The organism is Flavobacterium sp. WC2509, from assembly GCF_052683105.1.
Window position 1 is genome coordinate 4,331,863 of sequence record NZ_JBQZFG010000001.1, and the last position, 20,494, is coordinate 4,352,356.

The 20,494-nt window shown below is 30.4% G+C and carries 25 protein-coding genes; 11 read left to right on the top strand and 14 right to left on the bottom strand.

What is annotated here, in order from left to right:
* Positions 1-37 precede the first annotated feature (37 nt).
* The 12 genes from ACUN3A_RS17880 to ACUN3A_RS17935 all read right to left on the bottom strand — a co-directional run bounded on the left by ACUN3A_RS17880 (position 38) and on the right by ACUN3A_RS17935 (position 7,184).
* Entirely contained in the window at positions 38-490 is a 453-nt protein-coding gene (locus ACUN3A_RS17880; protein WP_445552645.1) for a hypothetical protein, read from the bottom strand.
* A 184-nt stretch (positions 491-674) separates the two neighbouring features.
* On the bottom strand, positions 675-1,313 hold the full coding sequence (locus ACUN3A_RS17885; RefSeq protein WP_445552646.1) for a M949_RS01915 family surface polysaccharide biosynthesis protein: 639 nt from the start codon (positions 1,311-1,313) through the stop codon (positions 675-677).
* Between the two features lie 169 nt (positions 1,314-1,482).
* A complete protein-coding gene (locus tag ACUN3A_RS17890) occupies positions 1,483-1,980 on the bottom strand; it encodes a hypothetical protein (RefSeq protein WP_445552647.1) in 498 nt (165 codons plus the stop codon).
* A 171-nt stretch (positions 1,981-2,151) separates the two neighbouring features.
* Positions 2,152-2,664, bottom strand: a complete 513-nt coding sequence (locus tag ACUN3A_RS17895; protein WP_445552648.1) for a hypothetical protein — start codon at positions 2,662-2,664, stop codon at positions 2,152-2,154.
* A 160-nt stretch (positions 2,665-2,824) separates the two neighbouring features.
* The gene (locus ACUN3A_RS17900; RefSeq protein WP_445552649.1) at positions 2,825-3,451 is read right to left on the bottom strand and encodes a toxin-antitoxin system YwqK family antitoxin; all 627 of its coding nucleotides are present in this window, start codon (positions 3,449-3,451) and stop codon (positions 2,825-2,827) included.
* Positions 3,452-3,616: 165 nt separating this feature from the next.
* A complete protein-coding gene (locus ACUN3A_RS17905) occupies positions 3,617-3,910 on the bottom strand; it encodes a hypothetical protein (RefSeq protein WP_445552650.1) in 294 nt (97 codons plus the stop codon).
* Positions 3,894-4,175, bottom strand: coding sequence for a hypothetical protein (locus ACUN3A_RS17910; RefSeq protein WP_445552651.1), 282 nt, complete (start codon positions 4,173-4,175; stop codon positions 3,894-3,896). Before ACUN3A_RS17910 ends, ACUN3A_RS17905 begins: the two co-directional genes overlap by 17 nt.
* A 159-nt stretch (positions 4,176-4,334) precedes the next feature.
* On the bottom strand, positions 4,335-4,979 hold the full coding sequence (locus tag ACUN3A_RS17915; RefSeq protein ID WP_445552652.1) for a hypothetical protein: 645 nt from the start codon (positions 4,977-4,979) through the stop codon (positions 4,335-4,337).
* 167 nt (positions 4,980-5,146) lie between these two features.
* Positions 5,147-5,626: a hypothetical protein gene (locus ACUN3A_RS17920; protein ID WP_445552653.1), complete on the bottom strand. Its 480-nt coding sequence runs from the start codon at positions 5,624-5,626 to the stop codon at positions 5,147-5,149.
* 167 nt (positions 5,627-5,793) lie between these two features.
* The gene (locus ACUN3A_RS17925) at positions 5,794-6,363 is read right to left on the bottom strand and encodes a hypothetical protein (RefSeq protein WP_445552654.1); all 570 of its coding nucleotides are present in this window, start codon (positions 6,361-6,363) and stop codon (positions 5,794-5,796) included.
* A 181-nt stretch (positions 6,364-6,544) separates the two neighbouring features.
* Positions 6,545-6,844 carry a helix-turn-helix domain-containing protein gene (locus ACUN3A_RS17930; protein ID WP_070786819.1) on the bottom strand — a complete coding sequence of 100 codons (300 nt, stop codon included), beginning with the start codon at positions 6,842-6,844 and terminating at the stop codon, positions 6,545-6,547.
* A gap of 4 nt (positions 6,845-6,848) precedes the next feature.
* Entirely contained in the window at positions 6,849-7,184 is a 336-nt protein-coding gene (locus tag ACUN3A_RS17935; protein WP_445552655.1) for a type II toxin-antitoxin system RelE/ParE family toxin, read from the bottom strand.
* Positions 7,185-7,932: 748 nt separating this feature from the next.
* Between ACUN3A_RS17935 and ACUN3A_RS17940 the strand changes: the two genes are divergently transcribed.
* The 9 genes from ACUN3A_RS17940 (at position 7,933) to ACUN3A_RS17980 (ending at position 16,099) form a co-directional block, all read left to right on the top strand.
* On the top strand, positions 7,933-9,162 hold the full coding sequence (locus ACUN3A_RS17940; protein WP_445552656.1) for an HD domain-containing protein: 1,230 nt from the start codon (positions 7,933-7,935) through the stop codon (positions 9,160-9,162).
* Between the two features lie 130 nt (positions 9,163-9,292).
* The gene (gene lpxD / locus ACUN3A_RS17945) at positions 9,293-10,336 is read left to right on the top strand and encodes a UDP-3-O-(3-hydroxymyristoyl)glucosamine N-acyltransferase (protein ID WP_445552657.1); all 1,044 of its coding nucleotides are present in this window, start codon (positions 9,293-9,295) and stop codon (positions 10,334-10,336) included.
* A complete protein-coding gene (locus ACUN3A_RS17950; protein ID WP_445552658.1) occupies positions 10,329-11,717 on the top strand; it encodes a bifunctional UDP-3-O-[3-hydroxymyristoyl] N-acetylglucosamine deacetylase/3-hydroxyacyl-ACP dehydratase in 1,389 nt (462 codons plus the stop codon). The genes lpxD and ACUN3A_RS17950 overlap by 8 nt, the downstream gene beginning before the upstream one ends.
* Before the next feature lie 67 nt (positions 11,718-11,784).
* Positions 11,785-12,570 (top strand): acyl-ACP--UDP-N-acetylglucosamine O-acyltransferase, encoded by a 786-nt coding sequence (gene lpxA / locus ACUN3A_RS17955; protein WP_445552659.1) that lies wholly within the window; start codon positions 11,785-11,787, stop codon positions 12,568-12,570.
* A gap of 78 nt (positions 12,571-12,648) precedes the next feature.
* Positions 12,649-13,215, top strand: a complete 567-nt coding sequence (gene efp / locus ACUN3A_RS17960) for an elongation factor P (protein ID WP_445552660.1) — start codon at positions 12,649-12,651, stop codon at positions 13,213-13,215.
* A 127-nt stretch (positions 13,216-13,342) separates the two neighbouring features.
* The gene (locus tag ACUN3A_RS17965) at positions 13,343-14,272 is read left to right on the top strand and encodes a UDP-3-O-(3-hydroxymyristoyl)glucosamine N-acyltransferase (RefSeq protein WP_445552661.1); all 930 of its coding nucleotides are present in this window, start codon (positions 13,343-13,345) and stop codon (positions 14,270-14,272) included.
* Positions 14,273-14,274: 2 nt separating this feature from the next.
* Entirely contained in the window at positions 14,275-14,637 is a 363-nt protein-coding gene (locus ACUN3A_RS17970) for a nuclear transport factor 2 family protein (protein WP_445552662.1), read from the top strand.
* A gap of 87 nt (positions 14,638-14,724) precedes the next feature.
* Positions 14,725-15,597, top strand: coding sequence for a succinate--CoA ligase subunit alpha (gene sucD / locus ACUN3A_RS17975; protein ID WP_445552663.1), 873 nt, complete (start codon positions 14,725-14,727; stop codon positions 15,595-15,597).
* 73 nt (positions 15,598-15,670) lie between these two features.
* On the top strand, positions 15,671-16,099 hold the full coding sequence (locus tag ACUN3A_RS17980; RefSeq protein WP_445552664.1) for a hypothetical protein: 429 nt from the start codon (positions 15,671-15,673) through the stop codon (positions 16,097-16,099).
* Between the two features lie 77 nt (positions 16,100-16,176).
* Here ACUN3A_RS17980 and msrB read toward each other — a convergent pair whose 3' ends face one another.
* On the bottom strand, positions 16,177-16,569 hold the full coding sequence (gene msrB, locus ACUN3A_RS17985) for a peptide-methionine (R)-S-oxide reductase MsrB (protein ID WP_445552665.1): 393 nt from the start codon (positions 16,567-16,569) through the stop codon (positions 16,177-16,179).
* Positions 16,570-16,574: 5 nt separating this feature from the next.
* Entirely contained in the window at positions 16,575-17,444 is an 870-nt protein-coding gene (locus ACUN3A_RS17990; RefSeq protein ID WP_445552666.1) for an alpha/beta fold hydrolase, read from the bottom strand.
* Positions 17,445-17,636: 192 nt separating this feature from the next.
* Between ACUN3A_RS17990 and ACUN3A_RS17995 the strand changes: the two genes are divergently transcribed.
* Positions 17,637-19,067 (top strand): glycogen synthase, encoded by a 1,431-nt coding sequence (locus tag ACUN3A_RS17995; RefSeq protein WP_445552667.1) that lies wholly within the window; start codon positions 17,637-17,639, stop codon positions 19,065-19,067.
* The gene (locus tag ACUN3A_RS18000; protein ID WP_445552668.1) at positions 19,057-20,337 is read left to right on the top strand and encodes a glucose-1-phosphate adenylyltransferase; all 1,281 of its coding nucleotides are present in this window, start codon (positions 19,057-19,059) and stop codon (positions 20,335-20,337) included. Before ACUN3A_RS17995 ends, ACUN3A_RS18000 begins: the two co-directional genes overlap by 11 nt.
* Positions 20,338-20,494 lie beyond the last annotated feature (157 nt).

The following is a 20,494-nucleotide window of genomic DNA, read 5'->3' on the forward strand; positions in this document are numbered from 1 at the left end:
AAATTTTTTGTAAAATTTTTTGGAGCTTGAATAACCATTATTTATTGAATTCTTTTTCGATGTTGGTAAGCATTTTCTGTTCCTCTTTAAAGTCCTTATGTCTAAAATCAGACATTAGATTTTTTAAATAATCTATAAACATAGTTATTTTATCATTCATTTTTGAATCTATATACAATCTGTTTTCTGATACTTTTTTTTGTAAATTTGAGACTTTTGAAATTGAATTTACCATTTCATTTTTATCCAGAATATAAGTAAAAGAAACGAGTTCACCATATATTTCTTCTATGATTTTAATTCTTCTATCTTCACGAACTTTGTTTTTGTAGATTTTATTATCTATATTTTTAACATTTCTTTGAATCCACCAGTTTACTATTGCTATTATTATGTTGAGAATTATAAATACTATGATGTATTTAATATTTAATGTGTCGAGTTCCGTTTTAATTAATCCTTGAAGAGTTTTAAAATCAATTTCTTTCATATATTTATATTGTAGATTTTTTCTTGTGAATTGCAGTTGTATTGCCACCAACGTTCTGGCACTACAGCGGGTTTGGGACTAAATTAAGCCCATTCTTCGGATTTGCCAAATATTCCAAATACAAGACCATTTTTCCATTAAGCCAAATGCCCAAATCCGTTGTAGTGGCTGTTAGTGGTTGTGCTTATTGCCATTTCTGATTTACGTTTTTATTCCACAATCTTTTTGCGTAATCTCTGTAATAATTTGGTGCTTCATTAAACGCTTTGTCAAAAGTGTATTTTCCACCATCATATTCTTTATCCGAAACTTTCACACGATTTTGACCTCGCATTGCTAATTTTTGTTTTTCTTGGTACATTATAATTTTCATTTCGCAAGGACTTACATCACCGGTGCAAGCAGTTTTGTACATTATCCAAATTTCCCCAATTCCGTCATTATTTAAGTCAGTAATAGTCAATGTGTTTTTCAAGAAACTAGCTTCAATATCGAGGGAACAATCTTTTACGAAATCGTATATTTTCCAATTCTGTTTAATAACGCTTTTATAACGAATGTAATGATATGCATAAATTTCAGAATCACGGAAGTCATTTTCGGAGTTTTTGGTTTTAAATTCTCCTGTTTCACAAGTCAAGACAAAGTTTTCGCCTAATTTATCATTCCAAGTTATTGCGTTTTTAACTTTGCCGTTATATTTTATTTCTTTTGGGATTTTGTTTATATCAATTTCAGTTACCGCAATTTTATTCTGTCCAATAATTTTTAAAGAACAAAAAACTAAAAAGAAGATAAATTTTTTTTTATTGGGTATTTTCATAAGTTCTTCGTTTCCTAGCATAACCACTAACGTTCCCGCGCTACACGCAGTTTGGGACTAAATTAAGCCCATTATTCGGATTTGCCAAATCTTCCAAATACAAACCAATCTTTCCATTAAGCCAAATGCTCAAATTGCTTGTAGCGTGTGTTGTAGGCTGTTTTTTTATTCAGTTTATACTAAAATATTCAATTGTTTTAATCCATTTATTGTCCTTTTGAGAAAACACATATCTGAAATCAGGTTGATACCCATCTGGGCCTCCGCACGGAATCGAAATAAATGTTTTTTTAAAATATAATTTGTTTTTGAAGTAAATTCCTTTTCTAACAGTCATAAATACTTCTCCTATGTTTATATCAATTGTGTCTTTGGATATAATTTTATGATTTATGCGATATAAGGTCAATTCCTTATTGTTTTTATATGCTATTTTAAAAAGCTTGTCTTGATTTTCGAATTTATAAACACCCAAATCAAACTTAGATTTAATTCTTTCAGTTTGGCTGTTCGGTTCAATATATTTATAACCACTTGACAACATCAAATCAAATCGGCTATTTAATGATTCGACATATAAACTATCTAAAGTTTCAGGCTTAATGTCTTGAGCATTTATGAAAGTGAAGTTTAAGATTAAAAAACTAAATAATATTATCTTTTTCATTTTATGTTTTTCTGATGCTCTTCGGTAAAATAGCCTACAACGTTCTGGCACTACAGCGGGTTTGGGGTTAAATTAAGCCCTATTTTCGGATTTGCCAAATATTCCAAATACAAGACCAACTTTCCATTAAGCCAAATGTCCAAATCCGTTGTAGTGGCTGTTATGCGTCGTTTATTTACACTCAATTTTTCCTTTGAAATAATATTCAGTTTCTTTTTTGGATTTCCAAAATTCGCTCGGAATATTTGTTTCTCTAATTCTTAATAAATAATATGCGATAATTTCTTTTGAATTTTGTTCAAATGGATTTTTGTTCATATTGATTTTAGCGTCAATTACTTCATATTCTGTTTTTGAACCATCTTCCACATCGTCGCTATACGAATATTTAACATTATTAATTTTTAGGTTTTTGTCAATTAGAATTTCAATTTGCGTTGATTCGTAACCATCATTTTTAGAGTTCAATATTTTAATATTCTCTCCATTTAGTTCAATTTTTGAATATCCATTGTCAAAATCTGCGATACTATCTTTACAAATGAATAAGTTTTCAAATTGAGAATATTGAGTAAACATTTCATTACTGATTTTTACTTTTTCAAAATCCTGTTTTTCTGGTTTTGAAATTCCGCTACAATTAAACAACAAAATTGAAATTATTATGTAAAGTCCTTTTTTCATTCGTTTTTCTGTTAAATGACGCATAACGTTCTCGCGCTACAAGCAGTTTGGGATTAAATTAAGCCTTATCTTCGGATTTGCCAAATCTTCCAAATACAAACCAATTTCTCCATTAAGCCAAATGCCCAAATTGCTTGTAGCGTGTGTTAGCGGTAGTATTTTATTCAGATTTATCAAATTCCTCCTTTGAAACTTTTTTGTTATTCAAATAATATAATTGATTTTCTATTATCCCATTTTGTTTATATTTTTCAGAGAGCCCATTTTTTAATCCATTTTTATAAGTAATTAACAATTGGGCGTTTCCATTTTCGTAAAACCAATTACATTTCCCATTCTCTTTATCATTTATGTATTCACATTCTTTTAATAAATTCCCATTTTCATAATACCATTTACACACTCCGTGTTGTTGTCTATTTAGATATGATATTTCCCGGTTTTTATTTCCATTTTTGAAATACCATATTCCAATACCTTTTTTAATTCCATTTTCAAATGGGATTACAGCATAAAGTTCGCCGGTTTTATAATAAGATTTATATAGCCCGTCCCATAAGCCACTTTTAAAATTCACATATGTTACCACACTATCTTCGTGAATTATTCTATATTTCCCATTTAGTAATTCTTTATTTTTATTGTAGAGTTTAGTAAGAGTTGTATCAGCATTATGTTGATAAATAATTTCGGTTCTTACAATTTCATTATCGTATTCTGGTTTCTCAATTTGAGCATAATTGCTTATTGAAAAGAGCAGAAATAAAAGAGTCATTTTTAATTTCATTTTAATCGGTTTTCGATATTATTACCGCTAACGTCTTGGCACTACAGCGGGTTTGGGACTAAATTAAGCCCATTCTTCGGATTTGCCAAATCATCCCAAACACAAAACCATCTTTCCATTAAGCCTATTGCCCAAATCCGTTGTAGTGGCTGTTAGTGGCTGTTTTTATTTTTCCGTTTTTGTCTTTTCAATTTGAGACTTTTCCAAATTGTCTAATTCTGGTGATGCGCTTATTCTTGATAAAAAATCAATTGTTCCAGTTGTTTTAAACTTTTTTGTAGCTAAAACAATTCCAATAAGTAAACCAATAACTGCAATTAAAATTCCAAATATAGTTCCAGTTAGATTAGGAAAGTTAAGATAGATTCCAAAACCGAACCCAATTCCGAGTAGAGTTGGAGAGAGAACAATTTGAATCCAACCAACAACTTCAGTTATTATTTCAAATAATTTGTGCATTTCTTTTTTTAATTTTTATTTGGGCAAATAGCAATAATAGATTGAATAATATTAAAATATGTGGTAGATATGTTGGCCAAGCTTCTTTAAATAATACAAACGCAAGTATATATTCTGCAAATAAAGTAGATACAAGTATAATTGTCGAAATGATCCAATTCAAAATAGTTTTCCCATTTGACAATATTTGAATAGATTTCAATAATATAAATAAACCAAATATCATTGGTAATATTCCATAGAGATATAATTCTAAATCATCCATTTTTTTGAGGTTTCATAGTCAATAGCCACTAACGTCTTGGCGCTACACGAGGTTTGGGATTAAAGATGCGAGATTTTTCGGTTAAACACAAATTTTCCAAATACAAAACAATCTTTAAATTCAGCCAAATGCCCAAATCTCGTGTAACGGCTGTTATGCCTAGTTTTGTATATGCTTAGCTATATTTTCTAATTCTTTTCTATGACAGTTTTTATAATTTTTTAGACTTCCACAAAAGCATAAACTTTTTTCATTGTTCCCTGCTTCATAAAATTTCTGTAATTGGACTTTCCAATTATGAGCTTTTCCAATTTCTTTTATTTCATTATCATTTAAAATTTCTGATAAATCATAATAGTTTGCTCTTTCGCCTTTGTTTTGCAGATGAAAAAATAATTTGGATACTTTTATATAATCATCAATAACAGAATTATTTGTAATGTTTACACGAATACTTTGAATTTGTTTTCCTTCGTATTTCATTTTAGAATCCTCTATAAAAACTATTCTCTTAACAGGCAAATTTCGAGATTTTGGTGATATGTCGTGTAATTCTCCTTCTAAATCTTCCCAAACTGCATGAGCTTCAGCTTCCATTAAAATATTTGTTTGCCAAATTTGCCAACCCAAAATCATTTTACCTCCAAAGTTTTCAACCTTTTTCCGGACAATATTAAAACAATCTAAAGTTTTTTGGTCATTATCTATTTCGCAAATGATTTCAATCGGCTCGTAATCAGTATTTAGAATTGATTCCAATTTTTTAAAATAGATGTTGTCTAAATTCGGAATGGTTACAGTCATAAGTTTTTGAAAATTAGGCATAACGTCTTGGTACTACAGCGGGTTTGGGACTAAATTAAGCCCATTCTTCGGATTTGCCAAATCATCCCAAATACAAAACCAACTTTTCATTAAGCCTATTGCCCAAATCCGTTGTAGTAGCTGTTACATGCTGGCCATTTGTTCATTTATCTTGAAATAATGTTTGACCAAATTATGTTTTTCTTTTTCTGCTGTTCTTTGAAGTCAAAATCAAATTCTTTTGGAGCGCTAGATACTTTCATTAAGTTGAAGCCGATTTTGAATTTTATTTCAGAAGCATCAATTGTCTGACTTATTAATAACCTAATTTCCACCGTTCTTGATTGTCCTGGTGCAAGTGTCAAAATTGTCGGGATATTTTTGTCACATCCCATTCCTTCATCAACTTGCAATTTATTACTATCAACCGAATAAAAGATTTGCCATGAACAAGACATACTGTAATATCTTAATGTATCTTTAGTATTGTTGGTCAGAGTTGTAGGAGTTATCCAAAATGTTTGTTTGTTTTCTTTTACTACTTTTCCTTTTATGATTGTCAATGTATAATTCTCTTTTTTTGCCGTCTGAGAAAAAGTCAAACAATTAAAAAGCAAAATAGCTATTGTCAATATTATTCTTGTCATGGTCTACTTTGGTTTTGGTGGCTTGCATGTAACGTTCTCGCGCTACAGCGGGTTTGGGACTAAATTAAGCCCATTATTCGGATTAGCCAAATCATTACAAATACAAAACCAACTTTCCATTAAGCCAAATTGCCCAAATCCGTTGTAGCGTGTGTTACCTGTCGTTTTTATTTAAGGCGAATAATTCCATTCTCATTAAGCGTTTTGTCTTTTTCGTTCCAAAGATCATAAGTACGATTCAATTTTAAAGTGTTTAATTGTAAGTTGTCGGTCAGAGTTAAATTCTTAGCTGTACTTTTATAAACATCAATTTGAAAATCTGGTTCAGACCATTCCAAAGTATATTGGTATGCATCAATGATTTGATTCTTGGAATCAGTTTTAATAATCAAAATGTCGTGAAATTCTTTAATTAAAGTTGGTCCGCCGTCATTGTAACTATTTCCCTTATAAGTTGCGATAAATTGATAATAATTATATTGACCTTTTATAGGTTCAAAAGCAGATATGATGTCGTCGGATTCTTTAAATTTAGGAAATCTGCCATAATGAGCATCAATATCATTTAATTTTGAATAATCAAATTCTGAATTGATCTTTTGTTTTTTTAATATGTAAACTTTAGCTTCATTTAGCTTTGCATTACTAACTTCTTCAATTGTTTGAATTGGTTTATTCTGGCAAGAAACAAATCCGGATAGAAAGATAGTCAATATTGAAAATATATAAAGCTTCATAACTTGTTTTATGTTGTTGGTTTTCTCTAAAATGACAGGTAACGTTCTCGCGCTACAAGCAGTTTGGGATTAAGGAAGCCAAATCTTCGGATAAACATAAATTTATCAGATACAAGACCAACTTTAAATTAAGCCAAATCCCCAAATTGCTTGTAGCGTGTGTTGTATGCTGTAATTTTATTTACAAAAATGTTAGTCCAATACGTTTGTTCAGTCCTAATTCAAAAATTCTAATTAAAGTAGAAAGTTGAATATTTCCTTTTCCATTTTCAATTCTCGAAATGTAACTTTTTTTAGTTCCCGTTTTTTCGGCTAATTGCTCTTGAGTTATTTTTGCTTCTTTTCTAGCGTCTTTCAGCATCTCACTGATAATAAACATCTGAGTTTTTTCTTCGTAACTATTTCTACTTTCTGTTCCGATCTTTCCGTGTTCAACTTCAATAAGTTGGTCAAAAGTTGTTATTCCTTTATATTTTTCCATTTTGTTAGTTTTTATGTTGAAAATACTCATTCATTAAAATCAATGCTTTATCCAATTCATTTTTTGGTGTTTTTTGAGTTTTCTTTTGAAAACCATTAAAAAGGACAACCAATTTTCCTTTGTCAAAACAGCAAAATATTCTATAAATATTTGACTGATATTCAATTCTAATTTCATAAAGTCCATTAGTTCCAGTTAAATGTTTTAAAAATTTCTCTGGGACTTTTTCAACCTGTTTTATTAATTCGAGAACGTATTTTATTTTTTCTTTTACCTTGCTATCTTGTTTTTGATAAAATTCAATAAAATGGTTTTCGTAAAATATAATTTCTCTGCTCATTTTACAAAGTTATCTTAAAAGTTAACAATTAACAAATAAAAGGAAAATTATTTTGAAGTATTTTCTGGAGTTTGGTGAGGGATTATAGCATACAACTAGTATATACGTCTGACGATGTCCGACTTATTATACCTATACGTGGGGGCTATGTCTGACAAATAACAGTATTTATTTATTTTCAAATATAAAATATTTATTTTATAAATTATCAAACGAAATTCATTTGAAATCAGAGAACTTGAAGAAGAGATGGAAGAATTATAATAAAAAAAAACAACTATGAAAAAGTAGTTGTATAGTAAGTTTAGGATTAAAAATTATATTTGTATAGTTATAGCAGGATTTATTTAATAATCTATATAGTTATTTCAGGACGGGACATAGTGTATAACAAAGCCTAGTCAAAGGCATGGATAGTGTATGAGTAATGTATGAAAAAGGAAAGTAATCTTTAGAATCTTATACGCCTTCAAATCGTTATATTTATAACGCTAAAATTCTGTAAATAATGTTTCGTAAACAGGCTCGTAAGAGCCGCAAAACTTCTAAATTTCTTGAGAAGTTTTTTTTGTCCAATATTGAAAAGTCTTATTTTTAAAGGCGAATAATCCGTTCTGATCTTTTTTTTTTGGTATGAAATTTGTATGCTTAGCAAATCGTAGTTAAGTCCTAAGGCTATTATGCTTAGATTACAAATTGGATATCACTACATATATACTATATTTGTTTTCCTAAAAATTACCTGATTGTGTCTCAAATAAATAAACTAAAAATATTCAATGATCCTATTTATGGATTCATTACCATACCTAATCCTTTAATCTACGACTTAGTACAACATCCTTATTTTCAGCGTTTGAGACGTATTTCTCAAATGGGGTTGTCATATTTGGTATATCCAGGTGCTAATCATACACGTTTTCATCATGCTTTGGGATGTATGCATTTGATGCAAAAAGCAGTTGAAGTATTGCGTTTTAAAGAAGTAAATATAACTCCCGAAGAAGAAAATGCGCTGTACATAGCTATATTATTACATGATATAGGGCATGGGCCTTTTTCTCATGCGATGGAAAGTAGTATTGTTGAGGATGTTCATCACGAAGAAATTTCATTATTATTAATGAATCAACTTAATATTGAATTTAAAGGGCAATTGAGTCTTGCCATTCAGGTTTTTAAGGGAGAATATGATCGTAAATTCATGCTACAATTGATTTCGAGTCAATTAGATATGGATCGCATGGATTATTTAAAGAGAGATAGTTTTTATTCGGGTGTGTCTGAAGGGAATGTCAATTCGGAAAGATTGATTCAGATGATGAATGTGGTTGATGATGTACTAGTTATTGAAGAAAAAGGAATTTACTCTGTCGAAAAGTTTTTAATGTCCCGTAGACTGATGTATTGGCAAGTATACTTGCATAAAACGAGTTTGGTCGCTGAACTAATATTGACGAAAGTCTTAAAACGCGCCAAAGAATTAACAGAAAGGGGAGTTGTTTTACCTTGCAGTAAGCCATTGTTGTTTTTTATGCAAAACAAAGTAACCTTAGAAACTTTTGATCAAAACACACTAACATTATTTACAAAACTAGACGATTTTGATATTATTAGTTCCTTAAAGGCATGGGAAAATGAAGAGGATTATATTCTCTCTTCTTTGAGCAAAATGATTATTAACAGAGACTTATTAAAAATAAAATTAACGAACGAAAAAGTTGATTTAGAGGAACTTCAATTGCAAAAAGAACGTTTTTCGATACAAAATAAAATTACTTTAGCCGAATCTAATTATTTTATATTTAAAGGAAAAATAAAAAGCCAGGCCTATAGTAAAATAGCGGAACCCATACGAATTTTAAACAAAGACAAGACAATTGAAGATGTCGTAGAAGCCTCTGATCAGCTGAATTTGAAATCTTTATCAAAATTAGTAACGAAGTATTATATTTGTTTTCCAAAACAACTGCTTTAAAATTAACATTTAAAACCTATTTTTTATATTTTTGTCGCGATTAAACGAATTAATCTATTTTTATCATTTACTGTGACAAGAGCTTTTAAGATGTTCCATCTTATACCTTATAAAAATACAATTCAATAAGATGAAATTTACAGCTGAACAAATAGCAGGAATATTAGAAGGAGAAATTGTTGGTAATGCCAGCGCTGAAGTATCTCGCTTATCTAAAATTGAAGAAGGGACTGAAGGTTCTCTTACTTTTTTATCCAATCCAAAATATACTAACTTCATATATACAACAAAAGCTTCAATTACAATTGTGAATGATACTTTTGAACCTGAATCCCCAATCGACACTACACTAATTAAAGTTGCTGATGCTTATAAAGCATTTTCTAAATTATTAGAATTTTACAATCAAGTAAAATTAAATAAAAGCGGTATCGAAACTCCATCGTTTATTTCAAACAGTGCTACCTATGGGGAAAACCTATATTTAGGCAGTTTTGCTTATGTAGGAGATAATGTAACTCTTGGTGACAATGTAAAAATATATCCAGGAAGTTTTATTGGTGACAATGTAAATATTGGACATAATGTGATTATTTTTGCTGGCGCTAAAATTTATTCAGAAACAGTAATTGGGAATAATTGTACTATTCATTCAGGAACCGTTATTGGAGCTGATGGTTTTGGATATGCACCAAATGAAGACGGTACTTATAATAAAATTCCACAAATTGGAAATGTAATTATTGAGGATAATGTTGATATTGGTGCCAATTCTACTATTGATAGAGCTACATTAGGATCTACTATTATTAAATCAGGAGTAAAAATTGACAATCAAGTTCAGATTGCTCATAATGTCGAAATAGGCAAAAATACAGTCATTGCAGCTCAAACAGGAATTGCTGGTTCTACAAAAGTTGGTAGTAATGGCATGTTTGGAGGACAAGTTGGTATTGTGGGTCATTTAACAATAGGCAATAATGTACGTATCCAGGCTCAGTCTGGAGTTGCAAGTAATATAAAAGACAACGAAGTGCTGCAGGGTAGTCCAACTTTTGGATATTCTGATTTTAGTAAATCGTATGTTCATTTTAAGAATTTACCAAAAATGGTAAAAGAAATTGAAGAATTAAAAAAACAAATATTAAACCAAAAAAATGGAAACAATGGTTAAACAGAAGACCATCAAAACAGCAATTTCGTTAACTGGAGTTGGATTACATACTGGTAATGAGGTAAAAATGACATTTAAACCTGCTCCAGTAAATAATGGCTTTACTTTTGTCCGTGTTGATCTCGAAGGTCATCCGGTTATTGAAGCAGATGCTAATTATGTAGTGAATACACAACGTGGAACTAATTTAGAAAAATTAGGCGTTAAAATTCAAACTCCTGAACATGTTTTAGCGGCCTTAATGGGTTCTGATTTGGATAATATTATTATCGAATTAGATGCTTCTGAACTTCCAATTATGGATGGTTCTTCAAAGTTTTTCATGGAAGCAATTGAAGAAGCTGGTATTGAAGAACAAGAATTAAATCGTAATATATATGTCGTAAAAGAAGTTATTTCTTATGTAGATGAAGCTTCTGGAAGTGAAATTATGGTTATGCCAAGCGATCATTATAGTGTGACTACTATGGTTGATTTTGGAACAAAAATATTAGGTACTCAAAATGCTACTTTAAAAACTATTAATGATTTTAAAACTGAAATTTCAAACGCAAGAACATTTAGTTTTTTACATGAATTAGAAGCATTATTAGAAAATGGATTAATTAAAGGTGGAGATTTAAATAATGCTATTGTTTATGTAGACAAGGACATTTCTGAATCTACGATGGAAAGTCTTAAAAAAGCTTTTGGTAAAGATGAAATTACAGTAAAACCAAATGGTATTTTAGACAATCTTACATTGCATTATCCAAATGAAGCAGCAAGACATAAATTATTAGATGTAATTGGTGATTTAGCTTTAATTGGAACTAAAATTCAAGGAAAAATTATCGCCAATAAGCCAGGACATTTTGTAAATACTCAATTTGCAAAAAAGATGTCAAAAATCATCAAAAACGAACAAAGAAATTATGTTCCTACTTATGATTTGAATCAAGAACCATTAATGGATATCCATAAAATTATGGCAATGCTTCCGCATAGACCTCCATTCTTGTTGATCGATAGAATCATAGAAATGTCTGATAGTCATGTTGTAGGGATGAAAAATGTAACAATGAATGAAAGCTTTTTCATTGGACATTTCCCAAATGCACCTGTAATGCCGGGAGTTTTAATTGTTGAAGCAATGGCTCAAACAGGAGGTATTTTAGTTTTAAGTACCGTTCCAGATCCTGAAAATTACTTAACTTTTTTCATGAAAATTGATAATGTAAAATTCAAACAAAAAGTATTACCTGGAGATACACTTATATTCAAATGTGACTTAATAACCCCAATACGTAGAGGTATTTGTCACATGCAAGCTAATGCTTATGCTAATGGACGCTTAGTTGCTCAAGCTGAGTTAATGGCCCAAATTGCTAGAAAACAATAATTTTTTGTTTATTTAATTACTCGGTAACGATTAATAAATTAAACAGTTTAACGATTAAACAAAATATATGAATCAACCGTTAGCATACGTTCATCCAGGTGCGAAAATCGCCAAAAATGTTGTAATTGAACCTTTTACAACAATACATAATAATGTAATCATAGGAGATGGAACTTGGATAGGTTCAAATGTAACTATAATGGAAGGTGCTCGAATTGGTAAAAATTGTAATATTTTTCCAGGGGCAGTTATCGCAGCAGTACCTCAAGATTTAAAATTTGGTGGTGAAGATTCTCTTGCTATTATTGGAGACAACTGTACAATCAGAGAATGTGTTACCATCAATAGAGGAACTATAGCTTCTGGGCAAACCACTATCGGAAACAATTGTTTGATTATGGCTGCAGCTCATATTGCTCATGATTGTCATGTAGGAGATAATGCAATCATTGTAAATGGTGTTTTATTAGGAGGTCACGTTACTATTGGGAATTATGCCGTAATTGGCGGATTATCAGCAGTACATCAATTTATAAGCGTAGGAGATCATGCAATGATTTCTGGAGGCTCTTTATTAAGAAAAGATGTTCCTCCATATACAAAAGCTGCAAAAGAGCCTTTGTCTTATGTAGGTATTAATTCAATTGGTTTGCGAAGAAGAGGTTTTTCTACTGAAAAAATAAGAGAGATTCAGGATATTTACCGAATTCTTTATCAAAAAAACTATAATACTTCTCAAGCAATTGGTATTATTGAAGCCGAAATGGAAGCTACAACAGAACGTGATGAAATACTAGATTTCATTAGAAATTCATCTCGTGGTGTTATGAAAGGTTATACAGGTAATTATTAAAAATAATTGGTTAATCGTTTAACCGATAAAATAAATAAACGATTAAACAAATAAACGAATCAACAAATAAATAAAAAAATGGCATCTACATCAGATATTAAAAACGGATTGTGTATCAAATATAACAATGATATTTATAAAATCATTGAATTTCTACATGTGAAACCAGGTAAAGGACCTGCATTTGTTAGAACAAAATTAAGAAGTTTAAGTAATGGTAAAGTATTAGATAATACATTTTCTGCAGGACATAAAATTGATGAAGTAAGAGTTGAAAACCACAAATTTCAATTTTTATATCCTGAAGGCGATTTATTTCACTTTATGAATGTTGAGACTTTTGAACAAATTTCATTAAACAAAAATATTCTTGATTCACCAGATTTATTAAAAGAAGGTGAAAGTGTAATGGTAAGTATCAATACTGAGACAGATTTACCTCTTTCTGTTGATATGCCAACTTCAGTAATCCTTGAAGTTACTTATGCTGAACCAGGTATAAAAGGTAATACAGCTACAAATGCAACTAAATCTGCTACCGTAGAAACAGGAGCTACTGTAAATGTACCTTTGTTTATTAATGAAGGAGATAAAATTAAAATTGACACTACATCAGGTTCTTACATGGAACGTGTTAAAGCATAAATAAATTAGATAATTTATCAATGAGATAATTAGAAAATGTGTCAGTTAGAATAAAAATACATTTTTTTTAATTTACATATTTTCTAGTTATCTCATTTTCTTATTGTCACATTTTCTAATTAAAATTATGAAATTTCCAAAAGTTTATTCTCTACAAGATATTGCAAATTTACTTCAATGTGAATTTGTCGGTGATGCTTTGTTTCCTGTTCATGGTATGAATGAAATTCATGTTGTAGAATCGGGTGACATCGTTTTTGTAGATCATCCAAAGTATTACGATAAAGCATTAAATTCAGCTGCAACCATTGTTTTAATTAACAAAAGGGTAGATTGCCCAGAAGGAAAAGCGTTATTGATTTCTGATGATCCTTTTAGAGATTTTAATGTTTTGACAAGACATTTCAAACCTTTTACACAAGCCAACGTTACTATATCTCTTTCTGCAAAAATTGGAAAGGGAACAATTATTCAACCAAATACTTTCATTGGAAATAATGTTGTTATTGGAGATAATTGTTTAATACATGCTAATGTTTCTATTTACGATGATAGTGTAATTGGTAACAATGTAATTATTCATTCTGGAACTGTTCTTGGAGCTGATGCTTTTTATTACAAAAAAAGACCAGAAGGTTATGATCAATTACTATCAGGAGGTCGGGTTGTAATAAAAAATAATGTTGGAATTGGAGCACTTTGTACCATTGATAAAGGAGTTACTGGGGATACAACTATTGGCGAAGGCACAAAAATTGATAATCAAGTACATGTTGGTCATGATACAATTATTGGTAAAAAATGCTTAATCGCTTCGCAAACTGGTATTGCTGGTTGCGTTATTATTGAAGATGAAGTTACCATTTGGGGGCAAGTAGGTACTACAAGTGGTATTACCATAGGAGCCAATGCGGTTATAATGGGACAAACAGGAGTTACAAAATCAATAGAGGGTGGTAAAAGTTATTTTGGAACACCTATTGAAGAATCAAGAGAAAAATTAAAACAATTAGCAAATATTAAGAAGATTCCTGAAATTTTAAATAAATTAAAGTAATTATGTCTCCTAAAGAAATTGTAAAAAGTTTTTATAAATCGGATGCCTTCATTAATCCTGAGATAATGAAAGAATACTTACATCCCGAATGTATTTTTGATTGGAATAGTAGCAAAGGATTTCTTCAAAGGGATTATAGCCAAATATTAAATTTGACTAATGAAATTAGTAGAGCTTATGTTCGAACTAAAGCAAGAATTAGTCATATTATTGAAGAAGGAAATATGGTTTCTGTTCGTTTTGATCATTATGTAAAAACAATAGAAAACCCAAGGGAAGAAATGTTTTTAGCTCATATTATGGTTATATGGGAAATAAAAGATAATAAATTATATAGAGGATATCAAATTAGTCAAGTTGTCTAGTTATTTTTATTCTAAAAAAAAGTATAAAATAATTACAAAAGCCTTACTTTTGCGAAACAATTTTAAAAACTACATAAAAAATATATCATGAGTGTTTTAGTAAATAAAGATTCAAAAATAATTGTTCAAGGATTTACAGGTAGCGAAGGAACTTTCCACGCTACTCAAATGATTGAATACGGTACAAATGTTGTTGGTGGTGTTACTCCTGAAAAAGGAGGTACTACTCATTTAGACCGTCCAGTTTTCAATACTGTAAAAGATGCTGTTGTAGAAGCAGGAGCTGATACTTCAATTATTTTTGTACCACCTGCATTTGCTGCTGATGCCATTATGGAAGCTGCTGATGCTGGAATTAAAGTAATCATTGCAATCACAGAAGGAATTCCAGTTGCTGATATGATTTACGCTAATAACTACGTTAAAGAAAGAAATGCAAGATTAATTGGTCCAAACTGTCCAGGTGTTATTACTCCAGGAGAAGCAAAAGTTGGAATTATGCCAGGTTTTGTTTTCAAAAAAGGAACTGTAGGTATCGTTTCTAAATCAGGTACTTTAACTTACGAAGCGGCTGATCAAGTTGTAAAACAAGGATTAGGAATCACTACTGCTATCGGTATTGGTGGAGATCCAATTATTGGAACAACTACTAAAGAAGCTGTTGAATTATTAATGAACGATCCAGAAACTGAATGTATCATTATGATTGGTGAAATTGGTGGACAATTAGAAGCTGATGCTGCTAAATGGATTAAAGCTGATGGTAACCGTAAACCAGTTATAGGTTTTATTGCAGGAGTTACTGCTCCAGCAGGACGTACAATGGGACATGCAGGTGCAATTGTTGGTGGTTCTGACGATACAGCTGAAGCTAAAAAACAAATCATGAGAGAAAACGGAATTCACGTTGTTGACTCTCCTGCAGAAATTGGAAAGAAAGTAAAAGAAGTATTGGGTTAATATTCAATATTTTAAAAATAAAATACCAAAATGCCTCACGATTTTGTGAGGCATTTTGATTAATAAATAATATATGAGCAAAGAATTAGAAAAGTTTACTGTAAAAGGAAATTTTACGTTTACACAAGAAGACAATTTAGAAGCAGTTTGTAACGCTTCAGACAATGCAAGTGGAGTTTTTGTAGTATATGCTGTCGAAGCTGGAGCTAAAGAGTTAATTATGGTAGGTTCTACTGGAACTGTTCAAAATGACGGAACTCTAAAAAGCAAAAATGGCGGACTTTACGACAAAATTGTAAACGGTCATCAATTTGCAAAAACTGGAAGAAAATATTCTTGGCCAGCACAAATGAAAAAAGAAAATATTGATGCATTAGAAGTTTTATGGTTTGAAACTTTTAATGACTCATTAAAAGTAATTCCTACTACTGTTGAAGGTCAAGTTTTACAAAACTTCTTAGACGAAAATAGTAAATTACCAAGATGGAATGTAGCTTTTTAAGACATTCTAATTCAAACAAAAAATGCTTTACAATCCTGTAAAGCATTTTTTGTTTAAATCAATTTTAAAATAAAAACTTATTTTTCTTTAAAATCAACTGATAGTGAATTCACGCAATACCTTTGACCTGTTTTCGTTGGTCCATCATCAAAAACATGTCCTAGATGTCCTCCACAATTAGCGCAAACAATTTCAGTGCGCTTCATTCCGTGTGTTGTGTCTGAAATATATTCTACTTTTCCTGGGATTGATTCGTCAAATGATGGCCAACCACAATGAGCATCAAACTTAGAATTACTTTCAAATAGGGGAGTGCCACAGCCTCCACAACAATATACGCCATTTTCGTAATGTAAATTGTATTTTCCTGTATGTGGGTATTCGGTTCCTTTTTGACGAAGAATTCTATATCGTTCAGCTCCTAATTCTTCTTCCCATTCTTTCTCTGATTTTATAAAAGGATAGTTCATAGTTGTTATTTTTTTATAAAATTAATTATTTTCTCAATCACTTGTTGGTCTGCCAGTATTTTTCTGTGACCTAATTTTTCAGTAAGCATTAATTCTCCGTTTTTAAGATGCTGATGAATGTGTATTCCTGCTTTTACAGAAACTTCTGGATCATTTTTATCGTGAATAACCAAAGTTGGAATTAAAGTGGTTTCAGCTGCTTTGTAAGCACTAAAATCATCCATTTTTCCTCCATATTTATGTTCAAAACGTTCACGTAATAGTTTACCTATGAAAGGTTTTAATCCCAATTTAACAACAAAATCATCTATAATATCCTGTACTATATCACCGCTACCAATAAGTATAGCCTTATCTACTTTTAAGCCTTCTTTTATAGCATTCATTACAGACATTCCTCCTAAAGAATGACCAATAGCAATTTCAAAAGGCCCAAACTGTTTGTCTATTTCAATAATTGAAGCGATAAAATCAATCATAATTGTCGAATTACCTGGGGATTTCCCATGAGCAGGTGCGTCAAAACTTATGGTTTGGTATCCTAAATTTGTCAGATCTTTTGCAATCTTGCACAATTGTGTCCCTCTACCTGACCAGCCATGAACTAAAAGTATTTTTTTGTTTGTAATATTTTTGCCATATTCATAAATATTAATTTTTCTATTTATTGCTGGAATTACAATCATCTGCTGCATGCTTTTTTCATCCATTTCAATTTCTCGTTTTGGAAGCTTATGTTTTATTGGAGTAATGAATAATTTGGATGCGTAGAGAGTTGCCCATTTTGGCGATATAAAGGCAATAACCTTACTAGATAGTATTATAATTTTGGGAATTTTTAAAGGTTTAGTATGATTTAAGGCGTTTTTTGTCATATCAATAAAATTATTAGAAGTCCTTAAATGTTAACTTTTTTTAACTAAATTTAAAAAACACAAAAGTACTATAAATTTAATATTAATATAATTTAGTTATTTGCTATAACGATAGCGTATTTTTAAATTTAGTATGCTATTGAGATGTAAAAAGGCATCACCAATTAAAAAATAAAATAAAATAAAAAATTCATGGAAATACTTCACATTGGGGCAGAATGTTACCCAGTAGCGAAAGTGGGGGGACTAGCCGATGTAATTGGAGCATTGCCAAAATATCAAAATAAGTCAGTAAATAACGTTAGCGTGGTCATTCCATGTTATCAAACAGCATTTAAATTAGACAATCATTTTGATTGCATTCATAGCGGGAAATTAAAATTGGGAAATTTTAACTTTCCCTATAGCGTACTTAAAGAAACATCGAATAAGTTGGGGTTTGAGTTCTATTTAGTTGAAATTCCAGAACTCTTTGATAGACCAAATATTTACAACTATCGAGATGATTTAGAACGTTTTTTATCTTTTCAAATTGCAACATTAGACTGGATTACTGGATTAAGTACATTGCCCGATATTATTCATTGTCATGACCATCATACTGGATTAATTCCTTTTATGATGAAGTATTGTTTTAAATATGAAAAATTAAAAAATATCCCAACAATCATTACCATCCATAATGGCTTGTATCAAGGGATATTTACATTTAATAAGTTGTATTATTTACCTGAATTTGATTTGTTTCACGTAAAGGATTTGGAGTGGGGAAATCATATTAATTCTTTGGGCTCAGCTATAAAATGCGCTGATAAAATCACAACAGTTTCGCCAAGTTATCTTAATGAAATCAATTATTCTGATAATGGTTTGGAAATATTATTTCAACGCGTACGGGATAAATCAAAAGGAATATTAAATGGAATTGATTTAGATGTTTGGGATCCAAATACAGATCCAATGCTAGAAACTAATTATTCTATTAACTCTTTCGATGAAGGAAAACAAAAGAACAAAGAGCAATTGTGTACGCTTTTCAATATGAATGCTACAAAGCCACTTTTTAGTTTTATCGGACGATTATATAATGAAAAAGGAGCCGATTTATTACCAAAGGTAATATCATCAGTATTGACTACTTTCAAAGATGAAATAAATATCTTAATTTTAGGGTATGGCGATTTAGAAATTGAAAACCAACTTAAACAATTACTTGAAGTATACAATGGTAATTATCATGTTCATATAGGATATGATGAAGTACTAGCTCACAAAACGTATGCTGGATCTGATTATATTTTAATTCCATCACGAGTAGAACCTTGTGGATTAAACCAAATGTACGCTATGCGTTATGGTACTATACCAATAGTTCGAAGGACGGGAGGATTAAAAGATACTATTATTGATTTTGAAGATAACGGAAACGGTATTTGTCATGATCAAGCAACTGTAGAGGACGTTTGTGATTCCATACAAAGAGCCATGAATTTATATCAAAATAAAGATTTAGTCGATCAAATAAAAATAAAAGGAATGAATACAGACCATTCTTGGGAACACATAAGCCAAGAATATATAGAATTATATAATTTAATTATTGCAAAAAGACATGAAAACTAAAAAGAAAAACGTTGTCGCTATTATTTTAGGCGGTGGTCAAGGTTCTAGATTACACCCATTAACTGCTAGAAGATCAAAACCTGCTGTGCCAATAGGAGGTAAATACAGGTTGGTAGACATTCCAATATCAAATTGTATCAATTCAGATATATACAAGATGTTTGTATTGACTCAATTTAATTCAGCTTCATTAAATGCCCACATTAAAAACACGTATAATTTTGGTCTTTTTAGCAATTCATTTGTTGATATTTTAGCGGCGGAGCAAACTCCTGATAATCCTACTTGGTTTCAAGGTACAGCTGATGCAGTTAGACAATGTATGCCTCATTTTTTAAATCATGAATTTGATTATGCATTAATTCTTTCAGGTGATCAATTATATCAAATGGATTTTAATGCAATGATTGAAGCTCATATGGAAGCTGAAGCTGAAATTACTATTGCAACTTTACCTGTGAATGAAAAAGATGCAACTGAATTTGGAATATTAAAAACCAATTCGGATAGTACCATTGAATCATTTATTGAAAAACCTGCAAAAGAATTATTACCTGATTGGCAATCAGAAGTAAGCGATGAAATGAAAAGTCAAGGGAAACATTATTTGGCTTCTATGGGTATCTATATATTTAATAGAAATGTATTGACGGAATTAATGTCAAATTCTGAAACTAAGGACTTTGGAAAAGAAATTATCCCGCAAGCAGTAGGGAATAGAAAACTCTTAAGTTATCAATATGAAGGTTATTGGACTGATATTGGAAATATAGATTCTTTCTTTGAGGCAAATATTGGGTTAACTGAAGATTTTCCTAAATTTAATCTTTTTGACAATGATAATAAAATTTATACAAGACCTCGTTTATTATCGCCATCCAAATTTTACAAAACACTAGTCGAAAGATCTATAATATCTGAGGGATGCATTATTAGTGCTAAAGAAATAACCAAATCTGTTATTGGAAACCGTTCTCGAATAGGAGATGATACTGTTATTCAGCATTGTTATGTGATGGGTAATGACCTTTATCAAAGTATTGAAGATATCAATGATAACATCGCAAACAATATTCCATTGATTGGTATTGGTAAAAGATGTTTTATTAATAATGCAATTGTAGACAAAAATTGTAGAATTGGTAATGATGTATTTGTAGAAGGGGGAAAACATTTAGAGGATACCGTAAGTGACTTGTATTGTGTAAGAGAAGGAATTATAGTGATTCGAAAAGGAGCAATACTACCAGATGGTTTTACAATCAAATAAATTATTTTACCTAATCTTTTATTAAAAAAAAATTACACCAAATAGATAGTACAAGATTATTGTGCTATCTATTTGGTGTAATTAGCAATTAATAAGTGTTCATTTTAAATGAAATTCTTTAAAAAACTATGTGTCTAAATAAAAACATTTGCGTTTT